This is a genomic window from Paenibacillus sp. 203, assembly GCF_037027525.1.
GTDB lineage: Bacteria > Bacillota > Bacilli > Paenibacillales > Paenibacillaceae > Paenibacillus > Paenibacillus polymyxa_B.
This window is the reverse complement of sequence record NZ_JAXCHD010000015.1, coordinates 1-23,663: the sequence shown is the minus strand read 5'-3', so window position 1 is coordinate 23,663 and position 23,663 is coordinate 1. Positions and strand designations below refer to the sequence as shown.

25 protein-coding genes, 1 rRNA gene and 1 pseudogene are annotated in these 23,663 nt (G+C 45.1%); 24 read left to right on the top strand and 3 right to left on the bottom strand.

Annotated elements, in window-relative coordinates:
* Nucleotides 1–3: 3 nt before the first annotated feature.
* Genes WA407_RS23545 through WA407_RS23495 form a run of 11 tightly spaced genes read left to right on the top strand, consistent with a single transcriptional unit; the run spans nt 4 to nt 10,076 of the window.
* Nucleotides 4–606 (top strand): major tail protein, encoded by a 603-nt coding sequence (locus tag WA407_RS23545; RefSeq protein ID WP_336078529.1) that lies wholly within the window; start codon nt 4–6, stop codon nt 604–606.
* Entirely contained in the window at nt 603–977 is a 375-nt protein-coding gene (locus tag WA407_RS23540) for a hypothetical protein (protein ID WP_336078528.1), read from the top strand. Before WA407_RS23545 ends, WA407_RS23540 begins: the two co-directional genes overlap by 4 nt.
* A gap of 28 nt (nt 978–1,005) precedes the next feature.
* Nucleotides 1,006–1,176, top strand: a complete 171-nt coding sequence (locus WA407_RS23535; RefSeq protein ID WP_336078527.1) for a hypothetical protein — start codon at nt 1,006–1,008, stop codon at nt 1,174–1,176.
* 12 nt (nt 1,177–1,188) lie between these two features.
* Nucleotides 1,189–4,875, top strand: coding sequence for a phage tail tape measure protein (locus tag WA407_RS23530; RefSeq protein WP_336078526.1), 3,687 nt, complete (start codon nt 1,189–1,191; stop codon nt 4,873–4,875).
* On the top strand, nt 4,872–5,438 hold the full coding sequence (locus tag WA407_RS23525) for a distal tail protein Dit (protein WP_336078525.1): 567 nt from the start codon (nt 4,872–4,874) through the stop codon (nt 5,436–5,438). Before WA407_RS23530 ends, WA407_RS23525 begins: the two co-directional genes overlap by 4 nt.
* A 12-nt stretch (nt 5,439–5,450) precedes the next feature.
* On the top strand, nt 5,451–5,861 hold the full coding sequence (locus WA407_RS23520) for a phage tail fiber protein (protein ID WP_330721597.1): 411 nt from the start codon (nt 5,451–5,453) through the stop codon (nt 5,859–5,861).
* An 18-nt stretch (nt 5,862–5,879) separates the two neighbouring features.
* Nucleotides 5,880–6,980 carry a pyocin knob domain-containing protein gene (locus WA407_RS23515; RefSeq protein ID WP_336078571.1) on the top strand — a complete coding sequence of 367 codons (1,101 nt, stop codon included), beginning with the start codon at nt 5,880–5,882 and terminating at the stop codon, nt 6,978–6,980.
* Nucleotides 6,977–7,357, top strand: a complete 381-nt coding sequence (locus WA407_RS23510; protein ID WP_336078524.1) for a hypothetical protein — start codon at nt 6,977–6,979, stop codon at nt 7,355–7,357. The genes WA407_RS23515 and WA407_RS23510 overlap by 4 nt, the downstream gene beginning before the upstream one ends.
* Nucleotides 7,354–7,494 carry an XkdX family protein gene (locus WA407_RS23505; protein WP_336078523.1) on the top strand — a complete coding sequence of 47 codons (141 nt, stop codon included), beginning with the start codon at nt 7,354–7,356 and terminating at the stop codon, nt 7,492–7,494. The genes WA407_RS23510 and WA407_RS23505 overlap by 4 nt, the downstream gene beginning before the upstream one ends.
* Before the next feature lie 32 nt (nt 7,495–7,526).
* Complete coding sequence (locus WA407_RS23500) at nt 7,527–8,153, top strand: phage distal tail protein (protein WP_336078522.1); 627 nt, start codon at nt 7,527–7,529, stop codon at nt 8,151–8,153.
* Nucleotides 8,154–8,162: 9 nt separating this feature from the next.
* Nucleotides 8,163–10,076, top strand: a complete 1,914-nt coding sequence (locus WA407_RS23495) for a phage tail spike protein (protein WP_336078521.1) — start codon at nt 8,163–8,165, stop codon at nt 10,074–10,076.
* Here the strand turns inward: WA407_RS23495 and WA407_RS23490 are convergent.
* Nucleotides 10,070–10,606: a stalk domain-containing protein gene (locus WA407_RS23490; RefSeq protein ID WP_336078570.1), complete on the bottom strand. Its 537-nt coding sequence runs from the start codon at nt 10,604–10,606 to the stop codon at nt 10,070–10,072. The genes WA407_RS23495 and WA407_RS23490 overlap by 7 nt on opposite strands.
* Nucleotides 10,607–10,854: 248 nt before the next feature.
* Here WA407_RS23490 and WA407_RS23485 point away from each other — a divergent pair, with 248 nt between their 5' ends.
* From WA407_RS23485 to WA407_RS23440, 10 genes and pseudogenes are all read left to right on the top strand, one after another.
* Nucleotides 10,855–11,316: a phage holin family protein gene (locus WA407_RS23485; RefSeq protein WP_336078520.1), complete on the top strand. Its 462-nt coding sequence runs from the start codon at nt 10,855–10,857 to the stop codon at nt 11,314–11,316.
* A 13-nt stretch (nt 11,317–11,329) separates the two neighbouring features.
* The gene (locus tag WA407_RS23480) at nt 11,330–12,160 is read left to right on the top strand and encodes a glycoside hydrolase family 25 protein (RefSeq protein WP_336078519.1); all 831 of its coding nucleotides are present in this window, start codon (nt 11,330–11,332) and stop codon (nt 12,158–12,160) included.
* Nucleotides 12,161–12,162: 2 nt separating this feature from the next.
* Entirely contained in the window at nt 12,163–12,504 is a 342-nt protein-coding gene (locus tag WA407_RS23475; protein WP_336078518.1) for a phage holin, LLH family, read from the top strand.
* A 118-nt stretch (nt 12,505–12,622) separates the two neighbouring features.
* Nucleotides 12,623–13,327, top strand: a complete 705-nt coding sequence (locus tag WA407_RS23470) for an RES family NAD+ phosphorylase (RefSeq protein WP_336078517.1) — start codon at nt 12,623–12,625, stop codon at nt 13,325–13,327.
* 99 nt (nt 13,328–13,426) lie between these two features.
* Complete coding sequence (gene rpsI, locus WA407_RS26830) at nt 13,427–13,555, top strand: 30S ribosomal protein S9 (RefSeq protein ID WP_442952055.1); 129 nt, start codon at nt 13,427–13,429, stop codon at nt 13,553–13,555.
* Nucleotides 13,556–14,805: 1,250 nt separating this feature from the next.
* Nucleotides 14,806–15,498 (top strand): phosphoadenylyl-sulfate reductase, encoded by a 693-nt coding sequence (locus WA407_RS23460; RefSeq protein ID WP_013312138.1) that lies wholly within the window; start codon nt 14,806–14,808, stop codon nt 15,496–15,498.
* A gap of 53 nt (nt 15,499–15,551) precedes the next feature.
* Nucleotides 15,552–16,721 carry a sulfate adenylyltransferase gene (gene sat / locus WA407_RS23455; protein ID WP_061831402.1) on the top strand — a complete coding sequence of 390 codons (1,170 nt, stop codon included), beginning with the start codon at nt 15,552–15,554 and terminating at the stop codon, nt 16,719–16,721.
* A 68-nt stretch (nt 16,722–16,789) separates the two neighbouring features.
* A complete protein-coding gene (cwlD, locus tag WA407_RS23450; RefSeq protein WP_061831403.1) occupies nt 16,790–17,566 on the top strand; it encodes an N-acetylmuramoyl-L-alanine amidase CwlD in 777 nt (258 codons plus the stop codon).
* A gap of 59 nt (nt 17,567–17,625) precedes the next feature.
* The gene (locus tag WA407_RS23445; RefSeq protein WP_061831404.1) at nt 17,626–18,732 is read left to right on the top strand and encodes an Mrp/NBP35 family ATP-binding protein; all 1,107 of its coding nucleotides are present in this window, start codon (nt 17,626–17,628) and stop codon (nt 18,730–18,732) included.
* Between the two features lie 140 nt (nt 18,733–18,872).
* Nucleotides 18,873–20,232 (top strand): annotated as a pseudogene (locus WA407_RS23440) (IS1182 family transposase).
* Between the two features lie 113 nt (nt 20,233–20,345).
* Here WA407_RS23440 and gerD read toward each other — a convergent pair.
* Together gerD and pdaB are read right to left on the bottom strand one after the other, a co-directional pair.
* Nucleotides 20,346–21,107 (bottom strand): spore germination lipoprotein GerD, encoded by a 762-nt coding sequence (gerD, locus tag WA407_RS23435; RefSeq protein ID WP_336078516.1) that lies wholly within the window; start codon nt 21,105–21,107, stop codon nt 20,346–20,348.
* A gap of 106 nt (nt 21,108–21,213) precedes the next feature.
* A complete protein-coding gene (pdaB, locus tag WA407_RS23430; RefSeq protein ID WP_061831406.1) occupies nt 21,214–21,993 on the bottom strand; it encodes a polysaccharide deacetylase family sporulation protein PdaB in 780 nt (259 codons plus the stop codon).
* Between the two features lie 98 nt (nt 21,994–22,091).
* Between pdaB and WA407_RS23425 the strand changes: the two genes are divergently transcribed.
* The 3 genes from WA407_RS23425 to WA407_RS23415 form a co-directional block, all read left to right on the top strand.
* Nucleotides 22,092–22,706 carry a stage II sporulation protein M gene (locus WA407_RS23425; protein ID WP_254351868.1) on the top strand — a complete coding sequence of 205 codons (615 nt, stop codon included), beginning with the start codon at nt 22,092–22,094 and terminating at the stop codon, nt 22,704–22,706.
* Nucleotides 22,707–22,898: 192 nt separating this feature from the next.
* Nucleotides 22,899–23,129 (top strand): hypothetical protein, encoded by a 231-nt coding sequence (locus WA407_RS23420; protein ID WP_013312131.1) that lies wholly within the window; start codon nt 22,899–22,901, stop codon nt 23,127–23,129.
* 420 nt (nt 23,130–23,549) lie between these two features.
* Nucleotides 23,550–23,663, top strand: a 16S ribosomal RNA gene (locus tag WA407_RS23415); the annotation flags it as partial.

Below are 23,663 nucleotides of genomic sequence, written 5' to 3'. Positions count from 1 at the left end.
GATATGCCAGAAAATAAAGTGACCTATGGCCTAGAGAAGGTCCATATTGCTTTTAAAGATACAAACAGTGCCACACTTGCGTGGGAAACACCGCAACACATTGACGGAGCGGTTCGCTGGACACCAGAAGCGCAAGGTGAGTCCAGTACCTTTTACGCGGAAAACCGAGCTTATTTCATTGCCACATCAAATAACGGTTACACCGGAGAATTAGAATTTGCGCTGATTCCAGATGCCATTATCGCCCGCATGTTGGGTTGGGAAATTGACAAAAACGGTATGCTGGTCGAAGTTACGGACGGTATTCCTCAACCATTTGCCATTTTGGGCCAGGTCCAGGGCGATCAAAAAAATCGTCGCTTTGTTTATTACGAAGCACAAGCCAGTCGAACCGCCAAGGAGCGCACAACCAAGGGTGCCAGCGTTGAGCCTTCGACAGACGTTCTCTCTGTTACAGTTTCCCCGATTGAAATAGCAGGAAAAACAATTGTAAAGGGCGACATGGAACTCAATGATACGAATGCTGCTGCTTATAACGCGTTCTTCGAATCGGTATATACACCAGTTCTCACAGGTACTGGAGTAACCGGAGGTGCTGAAGCATGAGAGAACTAAACATGGGTGGAGGTAAAACGGTAAGAGTCAAGGCGACCCCCTTGGCTCTTTTGTTTTACAAACAAGAATTTAAGGCTGATTTGCTGGCGGATCTGCTGAAATCATTTGGACAGGGATTTAAGCCGGGCGCATCGGATAAAATCGACCCCGCAAAATTTATGGAGCGATTCGACACCATACTCATTTTGCAAATTGTGTGGGCCATGGCAAAGGCGGACGCTTTCGGCAAGCAGTTCCCGAGCTTCCCGAACTGGCTCAGTGAGTTTGATGATTTAGACGTATACGGTGATTTTCTGAAAGATGCCTTGGAGGAGGCCGGAGACGGATTTTTTCGTAAAGGGAGATCCAAACCAACCAGATAATCCATCTCAGAATAATACCCGTGACCGAATGGAAATTGAATTGCTTGTGATCGGTAAGCGTGTAGGCCTTAGCTTTTCAGAAATGAATGAACTCAGGGTAACGGATCTACTGGACATGGCTCACAGTTTCACAGGCAACAAGCCGGGCGGTTCGAGGGAAGCAGTACAAGAAGATATTGATTCATTTTACAGCAGATAGGGGGTGCAGTAGTTGGCTGAAACAATCAAAGGTATTAACGTCGTCATTGGAGCGGAGACAACCGGACTATCTGCGGCCCTGTCTGATGTGAATAAGCGAAGTAAAGATTTACAGGGGGAGCTAAAGCAGGTTGAAAAACTCCTGAAATTAGACCCCGGAAATACAGAATTATTGGCGCAAAAGCAAAAGATTTTAACGGATGCAGTCGCCAACACATCGGATAAATTGAATACTTTGCGTGCTGCACAGCAACAGGTTAACGAACAGTTTGCCCGCGGGGACATTACCGAGGGACAGTATCGGGCATTTCAGCGAGAATTGGTTCAGACAGAGCAGGAATTGAAAAAGCTTCAAAATAGTCTGAATAGCCTGAATGCACCACAAATCGATGTTGTGATTAACGGCGACACACGTAATTTAAACGATGCCTTAGCAGATGCCAATAAGAGAAGTAAGGACTTACAAGCCGAGTTGCGACAAGTGGATCAGCTTTTGCGATTCGATCCAGGTAACACGGAGCTGCTGGCGCAAAAGCAAAAGCTACTGACGGATGCTATTGCTAACACAAGCGACAAACTCAACACGCTTCGCAGCGCTCAACAACAGGTCACAGAGCAGTTTCAGCGTGGAGATATATCAGAAGAACAATATCGAGCCTTTCAACGTGAACTGGTCCGTACTGAACAGGAATTACAACGCTTTGAGAATGGATTACGCGAAGCCCGTGGCGAACTGGACGATCTGGAAGAAGAAGCAGGAGACGCAGGCGATCAGCTTGGGCAGGTAGGGGACAAATTCAAAGCAGCTGGAGATAAGATGAAGGGAGTCGGCACCGCCTTGACCGTTGGCGTGACGGCTCCTCTTGTGGCTCTTGGTACGACAGCGGGAAAAGTTGCCTTGGATTTAGATGCGGCTTCCGGTAAAATGCGGGCTTCGCTGGGCGTGACCGCAGATCAGGCAGATAAACTGGCGCTGGCTGCTCAAAGCATTTGGAAGAACGGGTTCGGTGAAAGCTTAGATGAAGTAAATGAAGCGCTTATCACTACCCGTACTAACATCCAAGGTCTGGACGATTCAACATTAACGGATCTGACCCAAAAGGCGGTCATTTTAAAAGAAGCATTTGATGCTGAGGTCAATGAGACTACCCGAACCGCTTCGGTCCTCATGAAAAACTTTGGTATCGACGGTTCCGAGGCGATGGATCTTATTACGGTCGGCTTTCAGCGAGGCGGCAATTTTTCAGATGAACTCTTGGATACCTTGCGGGAGTATGCACCGCAGTTCAAAGGGTTGGGATACAGTGCAGACGAGTTCACCGCTATTCTGATTGCAGGCGCAGAAAAAGGCGCGTTTAATCTGGATAAAATTGGGGATTCCGCAAAGGAGGCATTCCTCAAGATTGGGGACGGCAGTGGTGGCTCACGTGATGCTCTGAAGGCTTTAGGTCTGGACTTCAAGCAAGTGGAAAATGACATTGCCAGCGGCGGCGAATCGACGAAGAAGGCATTCACGGCTGTTGTAACGGCTATTTCTTCGATCAAGGACCCGGCGCAGCGGGCGCAGACCGCAGTTGCTTTAATGGGTACCCCGTTAGAGGATTTAGGACCTCAATTCCGGGACTTCTTTGCCACGGCGAACACAGATCTTGGAACCTTTATTGGCTCTACGGATGCAGCAGGTGAGGCACTACAGGACAACTTTGGAGCGCGGGCTTCGAAGATGTGGCGAGAACTGCAAACCGATTTGGTCCCACTGGGGCAAGCGCTATTGGATCTGGCAGAGGAACTGCTTCCCAAAGTGCAAGAAGCGCTAAAGGGTGTAACGGATTGGCTGAAAAACCTGTCGCCCGAGAGCGCAAAAACGGTTTTAGCTATTGGAGGCATTGCGGCAGCAGTAGGACCTTTGTTAATTGGACTTGGGGGATTAGTATCCACGATCGGGACGGCGGTTACGGCCTTGGGTGCCATTGGAGGCGCGGCGGGTGTTACTGGGGGCGCTATGGCGTTACTCAGTAATCCTGTAGGTTGGGTTGTTGCTGGTCTGGCAGCCATTACAGCAGCAGGCGTAGCGCTTTATGCCAATTGGGAAGATATTATGGAACTGTCCCCGGTGTTACAGGGAGTTATTTTTGCCCTTGCAGGGCCTGTTTCTATCGTTGTAGCAGCCATTAAAGGCATTCAAGATGTCATGTCAGATTCTATTCCGGCAGTAGAACGATTCGGGGAGGATATTTCCGCCAGCACACAAGAGGCGGCAGGTGCTTTCCTTGATTTGAATGATAAAGCCACTTTAGCTCTTAACCAACTTCAATGGTCAGGTCAGGCTGTTACACAAGCTACGGCACAAAGCATTATAGATACCTTTTCACAAATGGGGGACCAAGTTCTAGCAGCCATGCAGGAGGATCATGCTGCACAGCTCCAAACCATGACAGATTTTTATGCTAATTCTGCTGCGCTCACTGAGACGGAAGAAGCCGCCATTCTGGAGAAGATGAAGGCCCACCAAGCCGCTCAGGAGTCTAATGTTCAGGAAGGACAACGTAAAATTGCGGCGATTCTGGAGGAAGCCAAGAACCAGAAACGGGATATTACAGATGCAGAGCGTACCGAGATTAACCGCATCCAACAGCAAATGGTGGAAACTGGAATTCAGCATATGTCCGAAAATGAGCTGGAGCAACGCGCCATCATGGAACGGATGAAGCAGAATGCAAGCGATCTGAGCGCGCAGCAAGCGGCGGAAGTCGTTGCCAACAGCGTCAAGCAGCGGGACGAAACGATCAAGGCGGCTGATGAGCAGTTCAATGATGTGATTAAGACGATCATCCAGCAGCGTGACGAGGCCGGCACGATCACGGCAGAGCAGGCGGATAAGCTTATTAAAGAGGCGACAAGACAACATGACGAAACAGTCGCCAAAGCTAAAGGAATGCACGAATCAGTCATTGCCGAAGCCAAGAAGCAGGCAGGGGAACACGTTAATGAAATTGATTGGGAAACGGGGCAAATCCTGAGCAAGTGGGATGTGTTTGTTACCAGTACAAAGACCAAACTCAATGATTTATGGACAGCTACCAAAGGTATATTCTCCAAAATGTATCAATCAGTAGCGGATGAAATGAAGAAAATCTGGAAGAACATTACCGACGAATGGAACGAAATCGTTGCTTTCTGGAAGAGTATAGACCTTACACAAATTGGTGCGGATATCATAAACGGGCTGGCAAACGGAATAAAGAGCAAAGCGGAGTCTGTTGCCAAAGAAGCCAGAGCGGTTGCGAAGAAAATCAGTGACTCTATTACTGAATTTTTCGATATGCACTCACCTTCAAGATTAACGACAGGGTACGGGCGATTTGTCAGCGAAGGGTTAGCGATTGGTATTCGTAAGGCGGGTTCAGATGCAGCGCGAGCAGCACAGGAAGTGTCTGCTATGGTTGCGGATTCGATTCAACCAACAATGGACGACCTGAATGATGTTTCAATTCCGAATCTATCTGGATTGCAGTCGTCAACTGGTGCGGCTGCTGCTGCTTTTGGGCAAAACAGCAACACAACCACATACAACATGGATGGTATGTTTTCAGGAGCTACATTTAGCGTGCGGTCTGACAATGATATTAAGCAACTGGCCCGCGAAATTTGGTCTATGACCGAGCAGCAAAGCCGGGCAATGGGAGGTGCAAGAGCATGAGTGCAAGTCTTTGGCTGGGGAATAAGTCGAACGAAGATCTTGGTTTCTTAGTGTTAGGCACATCAAAACGCCCGGCGCTTCCGGGTACCGTGGATCGTACACTAGCAATTGCGGGACGTAATGGCGTATGGGATTACGGAGCCGACTTGGGAGCAAGACAGTTTACTTTTGACTGTGCATTTAACGGGCGTGATCCTTTCCGACTACAACAACTCACTATGCAGCTTGCTGCTCATTTGGTTGATAGCTACGGCAAGCCACGAGAGATGGAAATGCGGCTGAGAGAGCGGACGAATCAGTATTTTATTGTCCGTTTATCTGGCAGTCTTGATATAGAACGTATCATGGGGCTAGGAAAATTCTCTTTACCCTTTATCGCCTTTGATCCGTTCGCATACAGCAATCAGGAACGTATATACGAAACGACAATCACTCATTCTCCTGAGGATATTCAGATTTTCTCAGGCGGAAATATCCGGGCTTTTCCATACATCGTACTTACCAATGTGGGAACAACGACTTTGCGTAGCTTCAGAATTGCTAATGAATATCAAGTAGAATAGGAGGTCTTTATATTGGCAGACATATTACTAAGTAAGTCGAACTGGTGGAAAACAGCCTGTATTAATGCAGCCTTGCGGGGGATTAACTTTGCTTCTCCTCAAACGCTTTACATTGCCCTATACACCAGTAGTCCAACCGATGCGGATACAGGGCAGGAGGTAAGCGGTGGAGGCTATACGCGCCGTGCTGTGACGTTTTCTGAACCAGTTATAGCGGATCGACGCGCCGTTACTTCCAGCGTGGGGGATGTCTCTTTCCCTATAGCTGGAGCAGATTGGGGCTTGGTAACTCATATCGGCATTCGCACGGCGGCAACAGGGGGCAATCTTGTATATCACGGGGCAGTCAAAACACCGCGCACGGTCCAGACGAATGACACACTTCGGTTTCTGGCCGGGCAAATAAAAGTAGACGAAGGGTAGGTGTGAAGCGTGGAAAAAATGTATCCACCAGTGGTGAACTCTCCTAAAACTGAACTTGCAGAACTGATCACAGACACGCAAACCGAAATTACAGTCGCCAACGCCGCTGTGCTTTTACAGGGCGAGGGTATTGCTGTTTTAGGCAATGGGGATGTAGCAGAAACCATTACGTATACAAGCGTAGAGGAAAACATTCTGAAAGGCTGTGTACGTGGCTATGAGGGTGTTGCCCGTGCTTGGCCTGTCGGTACACGGATTGCACGCAATTTCACGGCAGCGGACTTCCGGGCAGTACAGGGCAATGTTACTGAGATTGATGAAAAGGTAACAGACTTGTCCGCTACGGTAGCCGAGAAGACTCAGAATGCTTCTTTAACTAAAAAGGGTGTTACCCAACTCTCCAAGGCAGTCAACGGGACACGGGATGATATAGCGGCTACAGAGAGTGCAGTAAGTTCTGCGTATGGCCTAGCAAATAGCGCATATCGCAATCGAGGCAATGCACCAGCAAACTGTAATGATGCCACCCTATCGGGCAGCTACAATGTGGCTCTTTCCGCATGGACAGGTTTTTCGAACTATCCACCCGGAGCCTATACCTATGGCAAACTTGTGGTGAATTACGACAGCGGTGCTATTGTTCAAATGTACTTTTCACATGATAATCCAGGTCGTGTCTATACACGAATTGCGTTTGCTGGTGCTGACTGGAGAGAGTGGACGGAAATTTTCATGACTCGCGGCGGTTCTGTGTGGGGAACAATTGATAGCAAGAACGCCATTCCGTTAGCTATCTATCGTCCAGGGTATAAATCATGGGCATTACACAAATCGGATAATGGCCGAGTATATATATCTCCATCTAACACTATAGATGGTACTGACTGGAATTTTGGTAATGGGTTATGGATAGAAGAGGGTAATATAGGCTGGCAAGGCGGGGACCTGAACAGTCTAAAAGCTTCCTCTGCAAATCTTTTCAGTGGGAACGGAAGTCCTGAAGGAGCCGTGTCTGCTCCGGTAGGATCGCTATATCGTAGGCTGGATGGATATGCAGGGGAGACTCTGTATATCAAAGAATCTGGAACAGGAAACACGGGATGGAGGGCTGTTAAATGATAAAAGAATGTGTAGTGTTAAATGACGAGGTAATCAACATCGGGCCTTGGGATTATAAGCGCCAGCAAGTCCTGAAGTCACCAGCAGAGTATAACGACGAGGGAAAGATCACGAAAGAAGCTGTGTACGAAGAACAGACCATGAATCCTTTGCCTGAAGGGGCAACTATCGAAGAACGGGAAATTGAAGTTGCACCAGATGGCGGTCTGATTGTAAAGGGTTCTGCACAACCGACCAGTGATGAACTTCTTGGGCAGCAACTCGCAGAAATGAAGATTCAAACCATGCAACAAATTCAACTTTTAGCCAGCATGGGCGCTGAACTGGCAGCTACAAAATTGGAACTAATCAATTTGAAGGGAGCGGATAGCAAATGACTTTTTGGAAAACTGCTTTTGTACAGCGTTGGATAACGGCAGAGAAGTTAAAGGGTGCAGTCAAAACGGTGGACAATCCTTTCGGGGAGATCACACCGGAAGAATACAAGACCATTACAGGCGTGGACTTCCAGTAAGGAAAATTTTCCTTGCCTGATAGGAGGAAGCTATGTTTAATGGTGGTTTTAATAGCCTTGGTTTTAATACAGGAGATGTAGAAGGGAACATTATTGACCTTTCTGCATCTCTTTCTGGTTCCGGGCAAATGTACTCACGGAAGGTGGAGACGGATGGAACCGAAAGCGATAATGCGTTCAATCTTATGGCTTTTAATGTGGACGAACCTGGTACCGTAACGGAATACATTTTGGAATTTGTTTTGGATATGACTGCCGCTGCGGAGTTGTCCGGTGAAGGTCAGGCGCAGGCTGATTTTGTCCGTGAATATGACTTGGAAGCTGTACCTATGTCTGGTGAGGGACGTATGACAGATGCCGTGTATATCCGTGATATATTGGCGCAGGCTGTACCTATGCACGGCGAGGGCCGCATAACAGCAGATGCCAGCCGATTCCACACAGATTATATCGAGCTTATAGGATTATTTGCGCCAGGGGATAAAGTCATTATTGATTCAAAGAACCTCAAAATTACAAAGAACGGCCGGAATGCTCTGCATGAGATGCAGGGTAATTTTTTTGATCTGAACTTGGGAAATAACGTCCTAACGTGGACAGACCCGGAAACAGGACGTGACATTTTGTTCCGTATCACCTACCGGGATCGGTTTGTATAAGGAGGAAGCATGAGGACACATGTGACAGTTTATGATTTACAAATGCGCCGGGTGGCATTTCTAGAAAATGCATTCGATATTGGTTATGACGCATCAATGAACGCACTTTGGACAGCACAATTTTCTTTGCCTGCTGGGGATGAAAAGAACGCCGAATGTCAACCGTTGTACTTCGTAGAAATAATTGATGGTGATGTTCGACTTGAGTTGTTCCGCATCCTATCCAGTGCGGCAAAGCGCGGTAGCGGCGGGGAAACAATCACATATCAGTGTGAACACGTTTTAGCTACGCTGCTGGATGATGTGCTGTTTCAATATCACACAGTTGGTAATTTGGGTTATTACACACCGCAAGTGCTTAAATACATTCTGGATCGGCAGACTACGCAGCGTTGGCGGCTGGGTGATATTCAGTTCTCACACCAGTATGAATATAACTGGGAAAATGAAAACCTTCTAGGCGCCCTATTTTCCGTTCCGCAGCCATTCACAGATGAATACATGTGGACGTTTGATACTACGTCCTACCCGTGGACTCTGAACCTTGTACAGCCCTCTGCACGAGAGGAAGCGTACATTCGATACGGAGTAAATTTGCAGGGCATAGAACGGAAAATAGACCCGTCTCAGGTCACTACACGCATTTATGGCTTGGGCTATGGTGAAGGGGTTAACCAGCTTACTTTCGCTGATATTAATGGTGGTAAGCCCTATATTGACGCAGAACCGGAATACATTCAGCGCTTTGGTCTTGTACAAACCATTTTTGCGGACAAGCGTTTTGAATTTGCTGATACCTTATTATCGAGATGCCGGGCTATGCTTAATGAACTGAAGGTTCCAAGCGTGCAGTACACGGTAGACGCGGCAGAAATCTATGCGCTGACCAAAGACCCTATTGACCGCTTTAAAGTAGGGGCAATGGTTCGGGTGCAGGATAGGGAACTGGGTGTTGATATCGTTGCGCGGGTGCTCAAGGTAAGCAAAGGCGATCTGTTAGGCAGGCCGGGAGAAGTGAAGCTGGAGATTGCCAATAAAACACAGGATATCGCCAGCAGCATAGCGGACTTACGAAACCGGATGCATATAAGCGAGGTATACGCTCAAGGCGCAACAAATTTGGATACCAGGGACTTTGCAGATAATTGCGATCCAGACCATCCAGCCATATTAAAATTCTATGTGCCTGATGATACCGTCCGAATTAATAAAGTAATGCTGTCTTTCCAAACGGAAGCTTTCCGGGCATACTCCAAAGCTATTGAGGGTGGTGGGGGTGTCAGTACAACCACGGCTGCGGGTGGGGCTTCTGTTCCATCTACATCCACAACGGCAGTCCAGACACCAACTACTTCCACATTAGCTGCAACTGTTGAATCTGCTAGTACATCAAAAGAATGGTCGCAATTTGCTACCTTCGTACCAGATGCTGTGAATGTAGGAGGGGAGCATAATCACGGTATACCAGACGGAACAAATTTAGTTACAAGCACCGGGGAGAATGTTACATTTTCCGCTTCTGGTAGGCATAGTCATGCGATTACTTCCGAACATAAACACAGCGTAACAATTCCGGGGCACAGTCACAGAGTAACAATACCTGGTCACAATCATACAGTTGAGATACCGGAACATTCACACGATATCAATTTACCTGACCATACACATGAAATTGAGTACGGAATATATGAAGGGCCACAGCCAAACAACGTATCTATTAAAGTGGATGGAAATGCAGTTCCGATAAGCGGAACCAGTGGGAATGACATCAACATCATTCCGTACCTGTCCAAAGATGGGGATGGGCGTGTTTCACGAGGGAACTGGCATGAAATACAAATAGCGCCCAATAGCTTAGGGCGCGTGGTGGCTAACGTCGTTACTCAATTGTTCGTGCAGAGCCGTGGCGGTGGTAATTATTGATTTACACCTAAGAGTTGCAAAGTGTCGCTGCCTAAATAAGGTACACCGTTTTTAAACATAAGAGAGGCTGTTTTTTCGGCATTGGTAAATGTCTTACCATCTGGATTTTCGTACATGGATACAGGAAAGACTACGCTTTTTTCTCCATAAGAAAATGTGCTTTCTTTATCTACAACGTATTTGATTCCGTATTTTTCGTTGGCTTCTCTTGCGGTGATCCATGAAACTTTTTTCTCAGTAGGTTGGTTTGTAGTTTGACTCACTGTTGAACCTCCTTCCGCTTTGGTTTGCAAATCAATCTTTTTGCTCTTTGCATCAAATTGCAAATCATATCCGGTCAACCCGGCAACCTCTCTGACTGGTAAATATGTAGTGCCTTTATATACGAGTGGATCTGATTTAAGTGTCTGCTGCTGACCATCTACAGTAATTGCATATTTACTTACTACAGCTTGGACAGTTGGGGAGGTAGCAGCTACAGCCGCCGTTGCCGATCCGATCAACATACCAGCTACTAAACCTATTATCATTTTTTTCAAGGGGTACAGCTCCTTTTTTCGTAGATTATACCATTTATTACGGTATTTCAGGCTAAAAGTTTTAGTTATTTGGGGGAGGTGATCAGTTATGCAATAACAAAATATCTATCTGTGTAGTCCCTGGAGTGGTCAGGGGCTTATTTGTGCTGAAATATTTAAGAGAATATTTAACGGAATAATTTACAAGGATTTTGACAAAGGGCAGGACAATTTTCCTGACCTAAATAGGGGGAAGAGTTATGCATGAGAAAGTCGATCAGGCAATTAAAAGCTTATCCGCAGGGGCCATGATCGGTTATTTTTTCGGGGGGTGGACAACGATGCTAACGCTATTGTGGTGGATAGTCGTTATCGACTTCTTCACTGGATGGGCAGCGGCTTGGATTAATGGAGAATTGAAAAGCAGGAAAGGGTACTATGGCATAGCTCGTAAGGTAGCAATATTTCTAATGGTTACAATTGCTCATCTGATTGATCGTATTCTTGGGGATGCACACTATTTCCGAGATGCGGTCATTTTCTTTTATTTGGCTAACGAATTGCTATCAGTCATTGAAAATGTAGGGAGAATGGGGGTTCCGATGCCCGATGTATTAAGGAATGCGGTTAAGATTTTTGAATCCCGGTCACAGGCTCCTAAAAATCCGAATATGCCAGACCCAGAGCCAGAAAACAAAGATCAGCAGAAGCCTGCTGTATAAGGGGAGAACAAGAATGCAAGCGAGGAAAAAGGGCAATGCAAAGGGGATCGACGTATCCCGTTATCAAGGAAACATTGATTGGAAGGCGGTCAAGGCAGATGGCATTTCGTTCGCCTTCATTAAAGCGAGTCAGGGGGAACGTTACGTTGATCCGACATTCACCACGAATGCAAAAGGAGCCAGAGCAGCCGGGGTATTGCTGGGTGCATATCACTTTCTAGATGCCACCAGTGTTGAAGCAGCGAAAGCGGAAGCAAGGCATTTTGCAGAGGTATTGGAACAGGTAGGGGGTGGAAAATCACTGGACTTGCCGCCTGTAATGGACTATGAAAACAATCCCAGCAAGCTGTCTAAAACACTTATTAGCGCTGTAGCGTTGGCCTTCCTGATTGAGCTGGAGCGACTTACAGGGTGCAAGCCCATTATCTATACAGGCAATGCATTCGCAGCCAATTTTAACGCCTCACTGGGCGGTTACCCTTTATGGATAGCACGGTACAGTGAAACGCGCTTACCAAGCGATACAGTGACGTGGAAACGATGGGATATTTGGCAGTACAGCGATAGCGGCAAGGTCAAAGGAATTGCTGGTAATGTTGATCTAAATGAATTTGATGGAACGGTGGACGAGATTCGTACGCGGTTCAATAAGAAGGGAGAAAACAAAGTGTCAGAACAACAGAGAGACATTAACAAGGTTAGCCCGTGGGCAGCGGATGTATGGGAGGAAATGACCAAGAATGGTTACTTTGATGGAACACGTCCCGGCGCACCGATTACACGGGAAGAAGCTGCGGCAGCTCTAAGCCGTCTACGTAAAAACATTCTCAAGGGGGATAAATAACCATGATCGAACAATACATCACAAATATTACGCTGTCGCTGATTGGGCTAGGTACGGCTGGCCTGCTTATACTGGCAGCTTCCTTGTATCGCAAGGTTAAACCGATCTATGAAGCACGTTTTAACATTGAGCAGCGCAACAGAATTGGACAACTGGCCCAAGACGCTTATGCATGGGTTGAGAGAAACTATGCTGGAGCTGGCGCGAAAAAGTTTCACGAGGCTGTTAAATATTTGACGATTAAGGCAGGTCAGCTTGGTATTGTTATAAAGTCGGAAGAAGTAGAGGCAGCCGTTCAGAAGGCTTGGGAAGAGTTTAACCCGAATAAAATTAAATCTGCTTAATACATTTACAGAATCACCCAGTGATACTATACTTACATTGTATCCGAAAGCATCGGTACAAAGGCCCTGTTAATTATCAGTTTAACAGGGCACTACTTTATTAGGAGGAAGATAAGTTTTGACTGAAAAAAATGATTATGTTCTTTACAAAGGGACGGTAAACTCACAAGACGGGCAGCCGAGTTATTCAGATTTACCTATGACGATGAGAACTACAAATGATAAGGAAGTTACACAAATTTGGAATGATTACACCAGTAACTTAAAAAGTTTGTTAGAGGATTTTTTTCCATACATAGCCACATTAAATATCTCTAGCCATGACGGACCTTTTTTCAGAGGCAGAGCCGAAAAAGAAGACAAGAAGCCATACTATAAAGCAAAGGATCTGAAAGCCCCACCAGCGCAATGGTGCGGGGTAGGTAGAGTTAACCCAGCTGGTTTACCTTTTCTTTATATCGCGGACTCAATAGAAACTGTTTTGCAAGAAGTACACAAAAAGTCAGGAACTTCTGTCAGTATTGCAGAATGCAAGCCTAACCAGGACTTAAAGTTGCTTGATTTAACACATGGTATAGAGGAATACAGCAAGAGTAATAGCTTTCGAAAAATTATTAATGATAGCTTTGCGGCTCCTATAGATTACAATAAGCCTGAAATTGATTATCTACCTACTCAGGCAATTGCGCTTTATGTAAAGGATTTTATGAAACTTGACGGTATTAAATATAAAAGTGCTGTTCACGACGGAGGATATAATTTAGTTCTCTTTGATGACTCTGTTATTAACGTTTCATATAGTCAATCCAGATTGGTTCCATAAAAAAATATAAAAGAAACTCCTGCCGTCTTCAAGGTCAGCAGGAGTTTCTTTTTTTTGACCATATTTTGACCATATTTGAACCAGAACAGACCCTAACATATCGGAATAAAAATTTTTTTCTTCCTATTATACTGCGGAAAACTGAACGCATCCGAACGTTATATTTTCGAACGTAAAAAATACGGCCTCAAAGCCGCTCGTCGTGCACCACAGTTCTCGAAACGTTAATATTTGGAATACAGAAGAGCCTTTTCCTTATGGAAAGGGTTCTTTTTTATTTAGTCATTTCCTGATCATTATCCACATGTGGATAAGTAGACCTACTCTAAAAGTTACAAGCTTCAGCATGTTTCAGCGAATACATAAATAACTGCATGCAAATGCACGGAATACGAAAAGTTATCCACGATGGAATTGAAGATGATATTGTTATACACAAATACAGTTTGCTATTTCAACGCAGTTTATTCTGTAATGTTTATAACCTGTGACTAAAAATATAATGTTCGGTTATTCAATATAGCCTCATCTTAATATTTTCTGCTAAGTGCTGTTTCACGAGGATACCTTGCTTTCACTTGTTTATGTAAAGTCCTCCTTGATATGTTCTGGCTGGCACTGTCTATACCTCTTGTACAGCTGTTTTGGGCTTAGCTAGGGATACGGCAAGGAATACCTCTTTTTATTTGTGTGCACGGAGCAGAAGGACGGTCCTTAGCCTAGCAGTGTCCGCTTCCTAGGCTACTGCAATTGCAACGCCGATGTACATGTTACTGGTAATAGAAATAGTCTACACAGCAATCGCTCCAAACTATAACTGGGAGCACCATGTATTGTCCGACTGTCTAACCTCATAATATCGCCCCTCATTGATGACAGGCTTTAAATAGGCTTCTAGTAGCGATAAGAGTCTTGCTTGTGTCCTCCAGTGATCAATTCCTCGGGAATTGCCGCTACGAGCGCTTTAGGATTGAATAGAGGTATACTAAGAGTTCAGCGCGCAGTCATTCCTTTTATAATTTTCAGAATGAAGGCATCGCTGACGCCAGAGCTCCAGAATAGTAGAGTGAAACCTAAAGTCATTTTCAATTCCCTCGGTTAGCATCCTTCGATAATCTTAGATTTAGAAACGATGCTTGCTTTCTTCTACAGATGGTTCTTGCTTGATCAAAGCAACCCAAAGCTGTTCAGCATTACCGATGGCTGCCGCGCACTGGGCCTATGGGCCATTTTTCAAATGTTTGGTATAAGAATATTTTATATAAAGTCAATGAACTTGATTGGATACGCAAGAAAGCATTAAAGAATGCTGACAGAGCAACATTCCTGCAAATTTAGGTGGATAAATGCTTGCATCAGGGCATTTTGCGGTGGATTGACAATGATTGTGGAAGTTTTATACTGTATTTAATCTTATTAGTTTAGTCGGTATTGGAGTGACACTTATTTATGAATCTTCATATGGAGGCGCATTGATAATGAATTTATTGGAGAAAGAAGCGTTGATTAGAGTCAAGGCAATTGAACTGGAAGAGGCTACGCCAGAGGAAATTATCCAGTATGCTGTTCTTACATTTCCCAATCTTACCTTTGCTTGTAGCTTCGGAGCAGAAGATGTAGTACTAGTAGATATGCTTCAAAAAATTAGCCCTTCCACCGACATTTTTTACTTGGACACCGACTTTCATTTTCAAGAAACTTATGATACGCGAGATCAGATGAAAGCCAGATATAACTTGGATTTTGTTAGGGTCTCTCCCTTAATTACTCCTGAAGAGCAAGCGGCTGAGCATGGAGAGGAACTGTGGAAAACAGATCCAAACACATGTTGTGGTATACGCAAAGTTGAGCCGCTGACACGTATTTTGTCACAATACGATGCATGGATTACCGGTATTCGCCGGGATCAGGCCCCTACCCGTGCGAATTCAAAAAAGGTAGAGTATGACGAAAAGTTTGGACTCGTTAAATTTAACCCCTTGGCAAGCTGGACATCCGAGGATGTATGGAACTATATCCGTACTCATGAAGTGCTGTATAATCCATTGCATGACCGCAATTATCCCAGTATTGGTTGTGAGCAATGTACCCGTGAGGTCCTACCAGGTGAAGATCCTCGTGCAGGTCGCTGGTCAGGTAATGAGAAAACGGAGTGCGGGCTCCATCAATAAAATGGTATTCAGGTAGCTATGAGTCATATTTATGAAGAGAAGGGAAGTGCATTATGACTGCAATTCTTCCGCATGGCGGAACACTTGTTGATAAAATCATTACAGGACCGAAGCAAAAAGCACTTTTGCAGGCCGCAGAGGAATTGTTTCCAATCCGTGTAAACTCATGGACCATTTCTGATCTGGATTTGATTGGAGTGGGGGCATTCTCTCCTTTGACGGGGTTTATGAATGAATCTGATTATCGGTCAGTGGTAACAGATATGCGTCTTGCCGATGGTACAGTCTGGAGTATTCCCATTACTCTTGCAGTTGCAGAAAGTGTAGCCAGTGAATTGAAATTAGGTCAGCAGGTGGCTTTGGTGGGTGAAACAGATGGTACTATTTATGCTGTACTTGATATTGAAAGTATTTATCAGGTAGATCAGGCTGAGGAAGCCAGACGAGTATTCAAGACGGATGACCCGGCTCATCCTGGCGTAAAAAAACTGTTAGATCGACCTGCTACGTATGTTGGTGGATGTGTGCAAGTGCTGAATCGGCCGGAGCCCACACAATTTAGTGAGTTTTACTATACACCATCACAGACACGCGACTATTTTGCAGAAAAAGGCTGGAAAACAGTAGTAGGATTTCAAACACGAAATCCGGTACACCGGGCACATGAGTACATCCAAAAAAGCGCGATGGAGATTGTGGATGCTTTGTTTCTAAACCCACTCGTTGGTGAAACCAAGTCAGATGACGTTCCGGCAGATGTGCGTATGAAGAGCTATCTGGTGCTGTTGGACAATTATTATCCGGCTGATCGGACTTTTCTGGGGGTATTTCCTGCTGCCATGCGATACGCGGGTCCTAGAGAGGCCATTTTCCATGCTATTGTGCGAAAAAACTATGGCTGCACCCATTTTATTGTTGGAAGGGATCATGCTGGTGTAGGAGACTATTATGGTACCTACGAAGCACAGGAAATTTTCAGGCACTTTACACCTGAAGAGCTGGGGATTACTCCATTGTTCTTTGAACACAGTTTTTATTGCACCCGATGTGGAAATATGGCCTCAAGTAAAACATGCCCACATCCCAAGGAGCATCATTTAACGCTCTCGGGCACCAAGGTACGGGAATTGTTGCGCTCTGGGGTTTGCCCGCCACCTGAATTTACACGACCAGAAGTCGCTCAAGTGCTGATTGAAGGTATGAAAGAATTTGTTCATGCCTGAGTTGTACTATCTACACGCCTCGTCCCATATAGATTATTAGTATCTGTATAGGACGGAGGCGTTTTGTTATGCAAAAAAATAATCGTAAAAACGAGGTTACACTGTGGATTCGCTATCGGACGTTGCAAAAAATGCTGTTGGGCTGTTGTCTCGCCGTTCTATTTATTACACTGGCATTGTATGAGATACCTGCTTCGAGAGCTTGGACCCATTGGAGTTTACCCCTTACTGGTAAAGTAATTGCCCTAGATGCTGGACACGGAGGGCCTGATGGAGGGGCGGTTAGCAAAGAAGGGATTATTGAAAAGGATATTAATCTGGCAATCGCTTTTTATTTGCGGGATTATTTACAGCAAGCAGGTGCTGTTGTTGTCATGACACGTGAGGATGATCGCGACCTGGCGCAGCAAGAAACGAAAGGTTATTCCAGAAGAAAAACGGAGGATTTGAAGCAGCGTGTGCGTATAATTGAGGAGCAGAAAGCAGACCTCTTTCTAAGTATCCATATGAACAGTATTCCGTCGAGCCGTTGGAGTGGAGCCCAAACCTTTTACGTACCTAACCATGCAGATAACGGGAATTTGGCGTCTTTAATTCAGGAAGAGATCAAACGCAACTTGGAAAATACGGACAGAGTGGCTAAGACCGTGAACACAGTTTATTTATTGAAAGCTCTCAAAATGCCATCAGCCCTTGTAGAAGTAGGATTTTTGTCCCATCCTGAGGAAGCTAGACGACTTAGTGACGTGAACTATCAAAGGCAGGTGGCGGCGTCCATATATAAGGGGATTTTGCGTTACAGTGCCGGGGAAAAGGGGATCTCACCAGCACCTGAAGCCAGATAGTGGTATACTGTAAGTGTTTACCACTCCGTAATTCATTAGAGCAGAGGTGCTGATAATTCATGCAATCAAGAGAGCAAGTTATAGAGCTACTTCAACAAGTGCGGGAGCCTCATACAGGACGCCGTCTAGTCGATCTCCATTTTATTCGGGATGTGGTGGTTAAAGAGGATCGGGTATCCTTGACTGCCATTACCCTGAATAGCCAGGAAGAGACGCTGAAAGAGTTGGAACGAGAAATACGGCAGACATTAGAAGAGGCGGGATTAAGTCACGTTCATATTCGTATTCGTGAGGCATCTGAGCATGAAAAGTCTGCCCTTCAAAATGGAGAGGAGGCCGAGGAAGCGGCTGACCCGGTTTTGACCAAAGGACATGCTGTTGGCATGGAAGAACATGAGCTGCTTAGCCCAGCATCTGGCGTACGATTTATTGCCATTGCAAGCGGAAAGGGTGGTGTCGGAAAATCGACAGTAGCTGTAAATTTGGCGGCTGCTTTAGCTAGACAGGGGAAGCGTGTGGGTTTAATTGATGCGGATATCTATGGATTCAGTGTGCCGGATATGATTGGAGTAGAGGATGTGCCTTCTGTCGAAGATGGTATCATTCAGCCAGTGGAGCGATTTGGTATCAAAATCATGTCTATGGGCTTCTTTGTTAGAGAAAACAACCCGGTGATCTGGAGAGGTCCCATGCTGGGGAGAATGCTCAGACAGTTTTTTAGTGATGTCGAATGGGGAAAACTGGACTATATGATTCTCGATTTACCACCAGGCACTGGCGATGTAGCGCTTGACGTACATCAAATGATTCCGCAGAGTGAAGAAATCATTGTCACTACTCCACATGCGACGGCGGCTTTTGTAGCTGCACGTGCAGGCGCAATGGCGCTTCAAACGGATCATAAGATCATCGGCGTTGTGGAGAACATGTCTTATTATGTGTCCTCCACTGGAGAAAAGGACTATGTTTTTGGGCGAGGAGGGGGTGCTATGCTGGCAGACACTCTTCATACAAAACTTCTTGCTCAAATTCCGCTGGGTATTCCAGATAACCATCCGTCAGAGGCCGACTTTTCTCCATCTGTATATAAATCTGAGTCTGCCACGGGGACCATTTACAATGATATTGCTGCTCAGATTACGATCTTGCACACGGAATCTGAATAAAGAAAAAAGGCTGGTTTATTAAACCAGCCTCAGGCTGTCGAGAAAGTCTCGACAGCTTTTTTTATGTTCATTTTATTTAAGACGACACCGCGTTAATGTTGTATAATATAGGTAACTATTGTAGAACGGACGGTGTTGATATGCTGCGACCTCATCGAGACAAACAACAATCTTTTGAATTGGTTTCTCTGGAAGAACTGGTACCGCAAGATCATCTGCTTCGTAAAGTGGATACATATATAGACTTCTCCTTTATTCATGAGAAGGTAAGCCCGCTGTATTGTGCGGACAACGGGCGTCCTGCCATTGATCCTACCGTGTTGTTTAAAATGATCTTTCTCGGTTATTTCTATGGCATTCGCTCAGAACGGCAACTCGAGCGTGAAATTCAGACGAACCTGGCTTATCGCTGGTTCCTGGGGCTGGGCTTAACGGATAAAGTTCCAGACCATACGACGATTAGCTGGAATCGTCGCACTCGCTTTAAAGACACCACGATCTTTCAAGATATCTTCGATGAAATTGTGCTGCAGGCGATCTCTCACCGAATGGTGGGTGGGCGTGTTCTCGTCACCGATTCCACACACGTCAAAGCCAATGCTAACAGGCACCAGTACACCAAAGAACAAGTGTTGCAGAATACCAAAGACTATATGGACGAGCTTAACGAAGCGGTGAAGGAGGACCGGAAAAGCCACGGAAAAAAGCCTTAAAATCCCGAGAGGAAGTGAACGAAGAAAAAGAAATTAAAGTGAGCAAAACCGACCCAGACAGCGGCTATATGATCCGTGATGGCAAGCCTGAAGGCTTCTTCTATCTGGACCACCGCACAGTGGATATGAAGTACAATCTGATTACGGATGTGCATGTGACGCCGGGGAATGTACATGATTCTGTCCCCTATTTGTCCCGTTTGGATCGACAAAGAGAACGCTTTGGTTTTCAAGTAGAAGCTGTTGCGCTAGATTCAGGTTATTTAACGACGCCGATTTGCCGAGGTTTTCAAAACCGAAAGATTTTTGCTATGATTGCTCACCGAAGATTCCATCCCAGACAAGGGCTGTTTCCGAAATGGAAGTTTGAATACGATGCCAAACGCAATGTGTATAGATGCCCAGCCCAACAGGAACTGCCCTACCGAACGACGGACCGTAAGGGATACCGGCAGTATGTCTCTGACCCAGCTCAGTGCCAGCATTGCCCACTGCTAGACCAGTGTACCCAGCTCGAAACCACCGCAAAGTGGTGACTCGGCATGTCTGGGAAGACAGCAAAGAGTGGGTACGGAGCAACCGGCTAAGCCCATCCGGGAAACGGCTGTACCGCAAACGAAAAGAGACGATTGAGCGAAGCTTCGCGGATGCCAAAGAGCTCCATGGGTTTCGCTATTGCCGTTTGCGCGGTCTACCAAACGTCAGGGAACAAGCCCTTATGACGGCAGCCGTGCAGAACATGAAGAAGATGGCGATCCACCTGGATCGCCTGGAGAAACAGGGGTAACCCCCTATTTCTCCAGAGACCAGAGCCTTATGATGTAAAGAAAAAGAAACCCACGTCTCAAAAGACGGGGTTTCTCGACAATCTGAGGCTGGTTTATTAAACCAGCCTTTTTATTATTGGCTTCCTCCTTGTTCTCCTTCGCCCCCACCTTCGCTACCTCCACCACCACCTTGCTTATCGCCGCCTGCACCGCTTTGCTCACCGGTTTTTTTCTCAACCTTGGGTTGAAGCTCCTCTTGTACGACGGTTTTGAGTAAATTCATAACCTCAAGTCGGAAAATCGGATTTTGCATGGCATCATGCATGACTGTCATAGATTGTTTGCGATATTCAGGGGTTTTAGTTAAGTCCATATACATTTTGGTTAATTCTGGTGACTTGAGCATTGCTTCAATTGATTTTTGATAAGAAGGGTCTTTTATAAGTTGCATATGAAGCTGTTTGCTTTGGCTGTTGATGGCTTTGGCAAATTCTCCGGCAAAACGTGGATCAGTCATAATTTTTTCGATTTCTTTTTTATATTCAGGTGATACCAAAGTATCTTTGACTGCGATCTTCATCTGTTCAGCCGATTGCATGGGCATAAGCATTTTCATTCCCATGCTACCACCAGACCCACCACCAGACCCACCACCAGACCCACCCTCTTCACTGCTTTGACCGGATTGTCCTTCTTTGGATGAACTGTTTTCCCCGGTTAAAGCCTCCTCTACCGCTTTTTTTCCGTCATCGCTTTTCAGGATATCGACAACCATCGTTTTCATCTCTTTATAACTGTTCTGGGGGGGCGCAGAACCCTGATCCGAGCCGCATCCACTCAGTGCAACGCCCAGTACGCATACCGTGCTAACAAATCGCAAACGAGTCCAATTCATGGCCGTATTCCTCCTTCATCATGAATGTGGATAGTATGCGGATGAATGGGGAGAAATATGTCGATTTGCTTTTGGTTTTTAGCTGAGAACGATGTAAAATAACTCCTTAAAGACCCAGTGCCTGATCGCGTACCTCTTTGCCTTTTACTGTACCCTGTTGAAGCAGTTCGGATACAGTCACGAATTCATAGCCTTGTGCGCGCAACTTGTCAATAATGACGGGCAGGGCTTCATGCGTTTGTTTACAGGAATCACTGGCATGCAGAAGGACGATATCGCCAGGATGCGCTTTATTTACAACACGGTCGATTATGACCTGAGTACCAGGGTTTTTCCAGTCCAGGGAATCTGTATCCCACTGAATGGTTTTGTAGCCTAAAGTGCCGGCAACCTGAAGGACTCTTTTATCAAAGTCGCCATTAGGCATACGGATCAACTTCGGGGACTGTCCTGTCAGTTCGGTTAATGTGGTATGAGCAATTGAAATCTGCTTACGAATATCTTCATCGCTTAAGCTACTGTAATTTTCGTGTTTATGGCCATGACTGCCGATCTCAAATCCGCTTTCTTTAATCTGATTCACAAGTTCCGGATGTGTTTTACTCCAAGGGGCAGAAAGAAAAAAGGTGGACTTGGTCACTTTTTTATCCTCAAGGACTTTTAAGATGGGGGCAGTACGCTTATCGCCCCAACTAATATCAAAGGTGAGAGCGATCAACTTTTTGTCCGTGGGCACACTATAAATAGCGGTTGGTGCTTCCTCGGAAAAAACTGTAACATTATCGGTTTCTACATAAATGACTCCGACAGTAAAGATGGCTGCAGCCATTACGATTAAGAATCGTTTGATTTTTTTACCGTTTAATACATAAAAAAAAGAATTCATGGTTAATAACGCCCCTTTCATCCTAGAAGTGCTTGTTTACTTAAAGCTATGCCAGGGGTTGTCAATTATTCCATTGGGCTAATAGGAGGAATTATCAAATGGGACTAAACGCATTTTTTCACGACTTACACATGACAAGACGGTTAATTTTAATCTCTGCACTTCTTTTCTGCACAAGTATTATAGTGGGGTGGTTAAGTACAGGCACTATTCAATCCATGCTGGCGCAACAAATGGAGGGACTGGGAGAAGTAGCGCAGTACTTGCAGAATTCTGAGCATCCACAATGGAGTTTTTTTGTATTTATCTTTTTCAATAATGCAATTAAATGTGTGCTGGTCATATTTATGGGGGCTGTATTTGGAATCGTACCGTTTATATTTTTGATTGTGAACGGTATGGTTTTAGGGTTTGTAGTACACTTGCAGACAGATATGGGAAGAAGTATGTATGAAGTTGTTGTAAAAGGGTTACTGCCTCACGGTGTGATTGAATTGCCTGTTTTGATTATCGCCTGTGCCTTCGGATTGAAGTTTGGAATCAACATAATGTCTACTATAGGTACAAGCATAGGGCTAAAGCGCAAAGGAACTGGCCCATCGTGGAATGTATTTAGGAAACAAACGTTGAGGGTATCCCTATGGTCTGTCATCTTACTGCTTATAGCAGCTGCTATTGAGAGTGGCATAACTTATCGTTTATTGTCACAATAAAATATTATGGCCAATTATTTATATATTTCCTGAAAATTGAACATAACAAAGGGGAGAGCTTAAAGAGAAGCTGAAGATTAATCGGGGGAAGTTTGAAACCTTAGCAGTTGAGTTTAAAAACAGGTAAAGATTGGAACAATAGTTGAGCAAATATAAGTACTATATAATCTGCTGATAGGGGAGTTTGGTCATATGTTGGGAATGCTGTTTAACGAAAAAGAATGCAAGGAACTTGACTACGTTCTTCGTAAGGAGCTAGATGAAATGCTGCTTGATATGAGCGATACTCGATTGGATCAAGATATTCGCTACGCAATCGCACTTCGATATAAAACAGTCTTCCGCATGTATGCCCGTTTTGCACCCGCCAAGGAACTATCAAAATATGCTCGCAGAGGGCGAGTCCCACAAACCAAACAATAGATAGGTTAGAAAACATATCAGAGATATCAGGAAGTAAACTATTTTAAAAAGCTTATACTTTCTGATATCAAAAAAAGTATTGACTCTATTCAATATTCATGGTAAATTAATTTTCGTTCCTTTTTGAAGGATTTGCTCGAAAAAAGAAATTAAAAAAAACTCTTGCAAATTCTAAAAAGAGATGATATATTATAAAGGTCGCCACTGAGACGCGGTGACGAAACAAAGTAAGACATTATGCAAGTTTGATCTTTGAAAACTGAACAACGAGTGAGTATGGATTTTGTTTACAAAATCCAACGCAGAAATTTTGGTACATGCCATTAGATTGTATTAAATGGAAGCGGAAATGAGAGATTTCATCTCGTCAGTTTCAAAATGAGCTTATCGCTCTTTCTATAAACTAACTTCGGTTGGTCTTTAATGGAGAGTTTGATCCTGGCTCAGGACGAACGCTGGCGGCGTGCCTAATACATGCAAGTCGAGCGGGGTTATGTAGAAGCTTGCTTCTACATAACCTAGCGGCGGACGGGT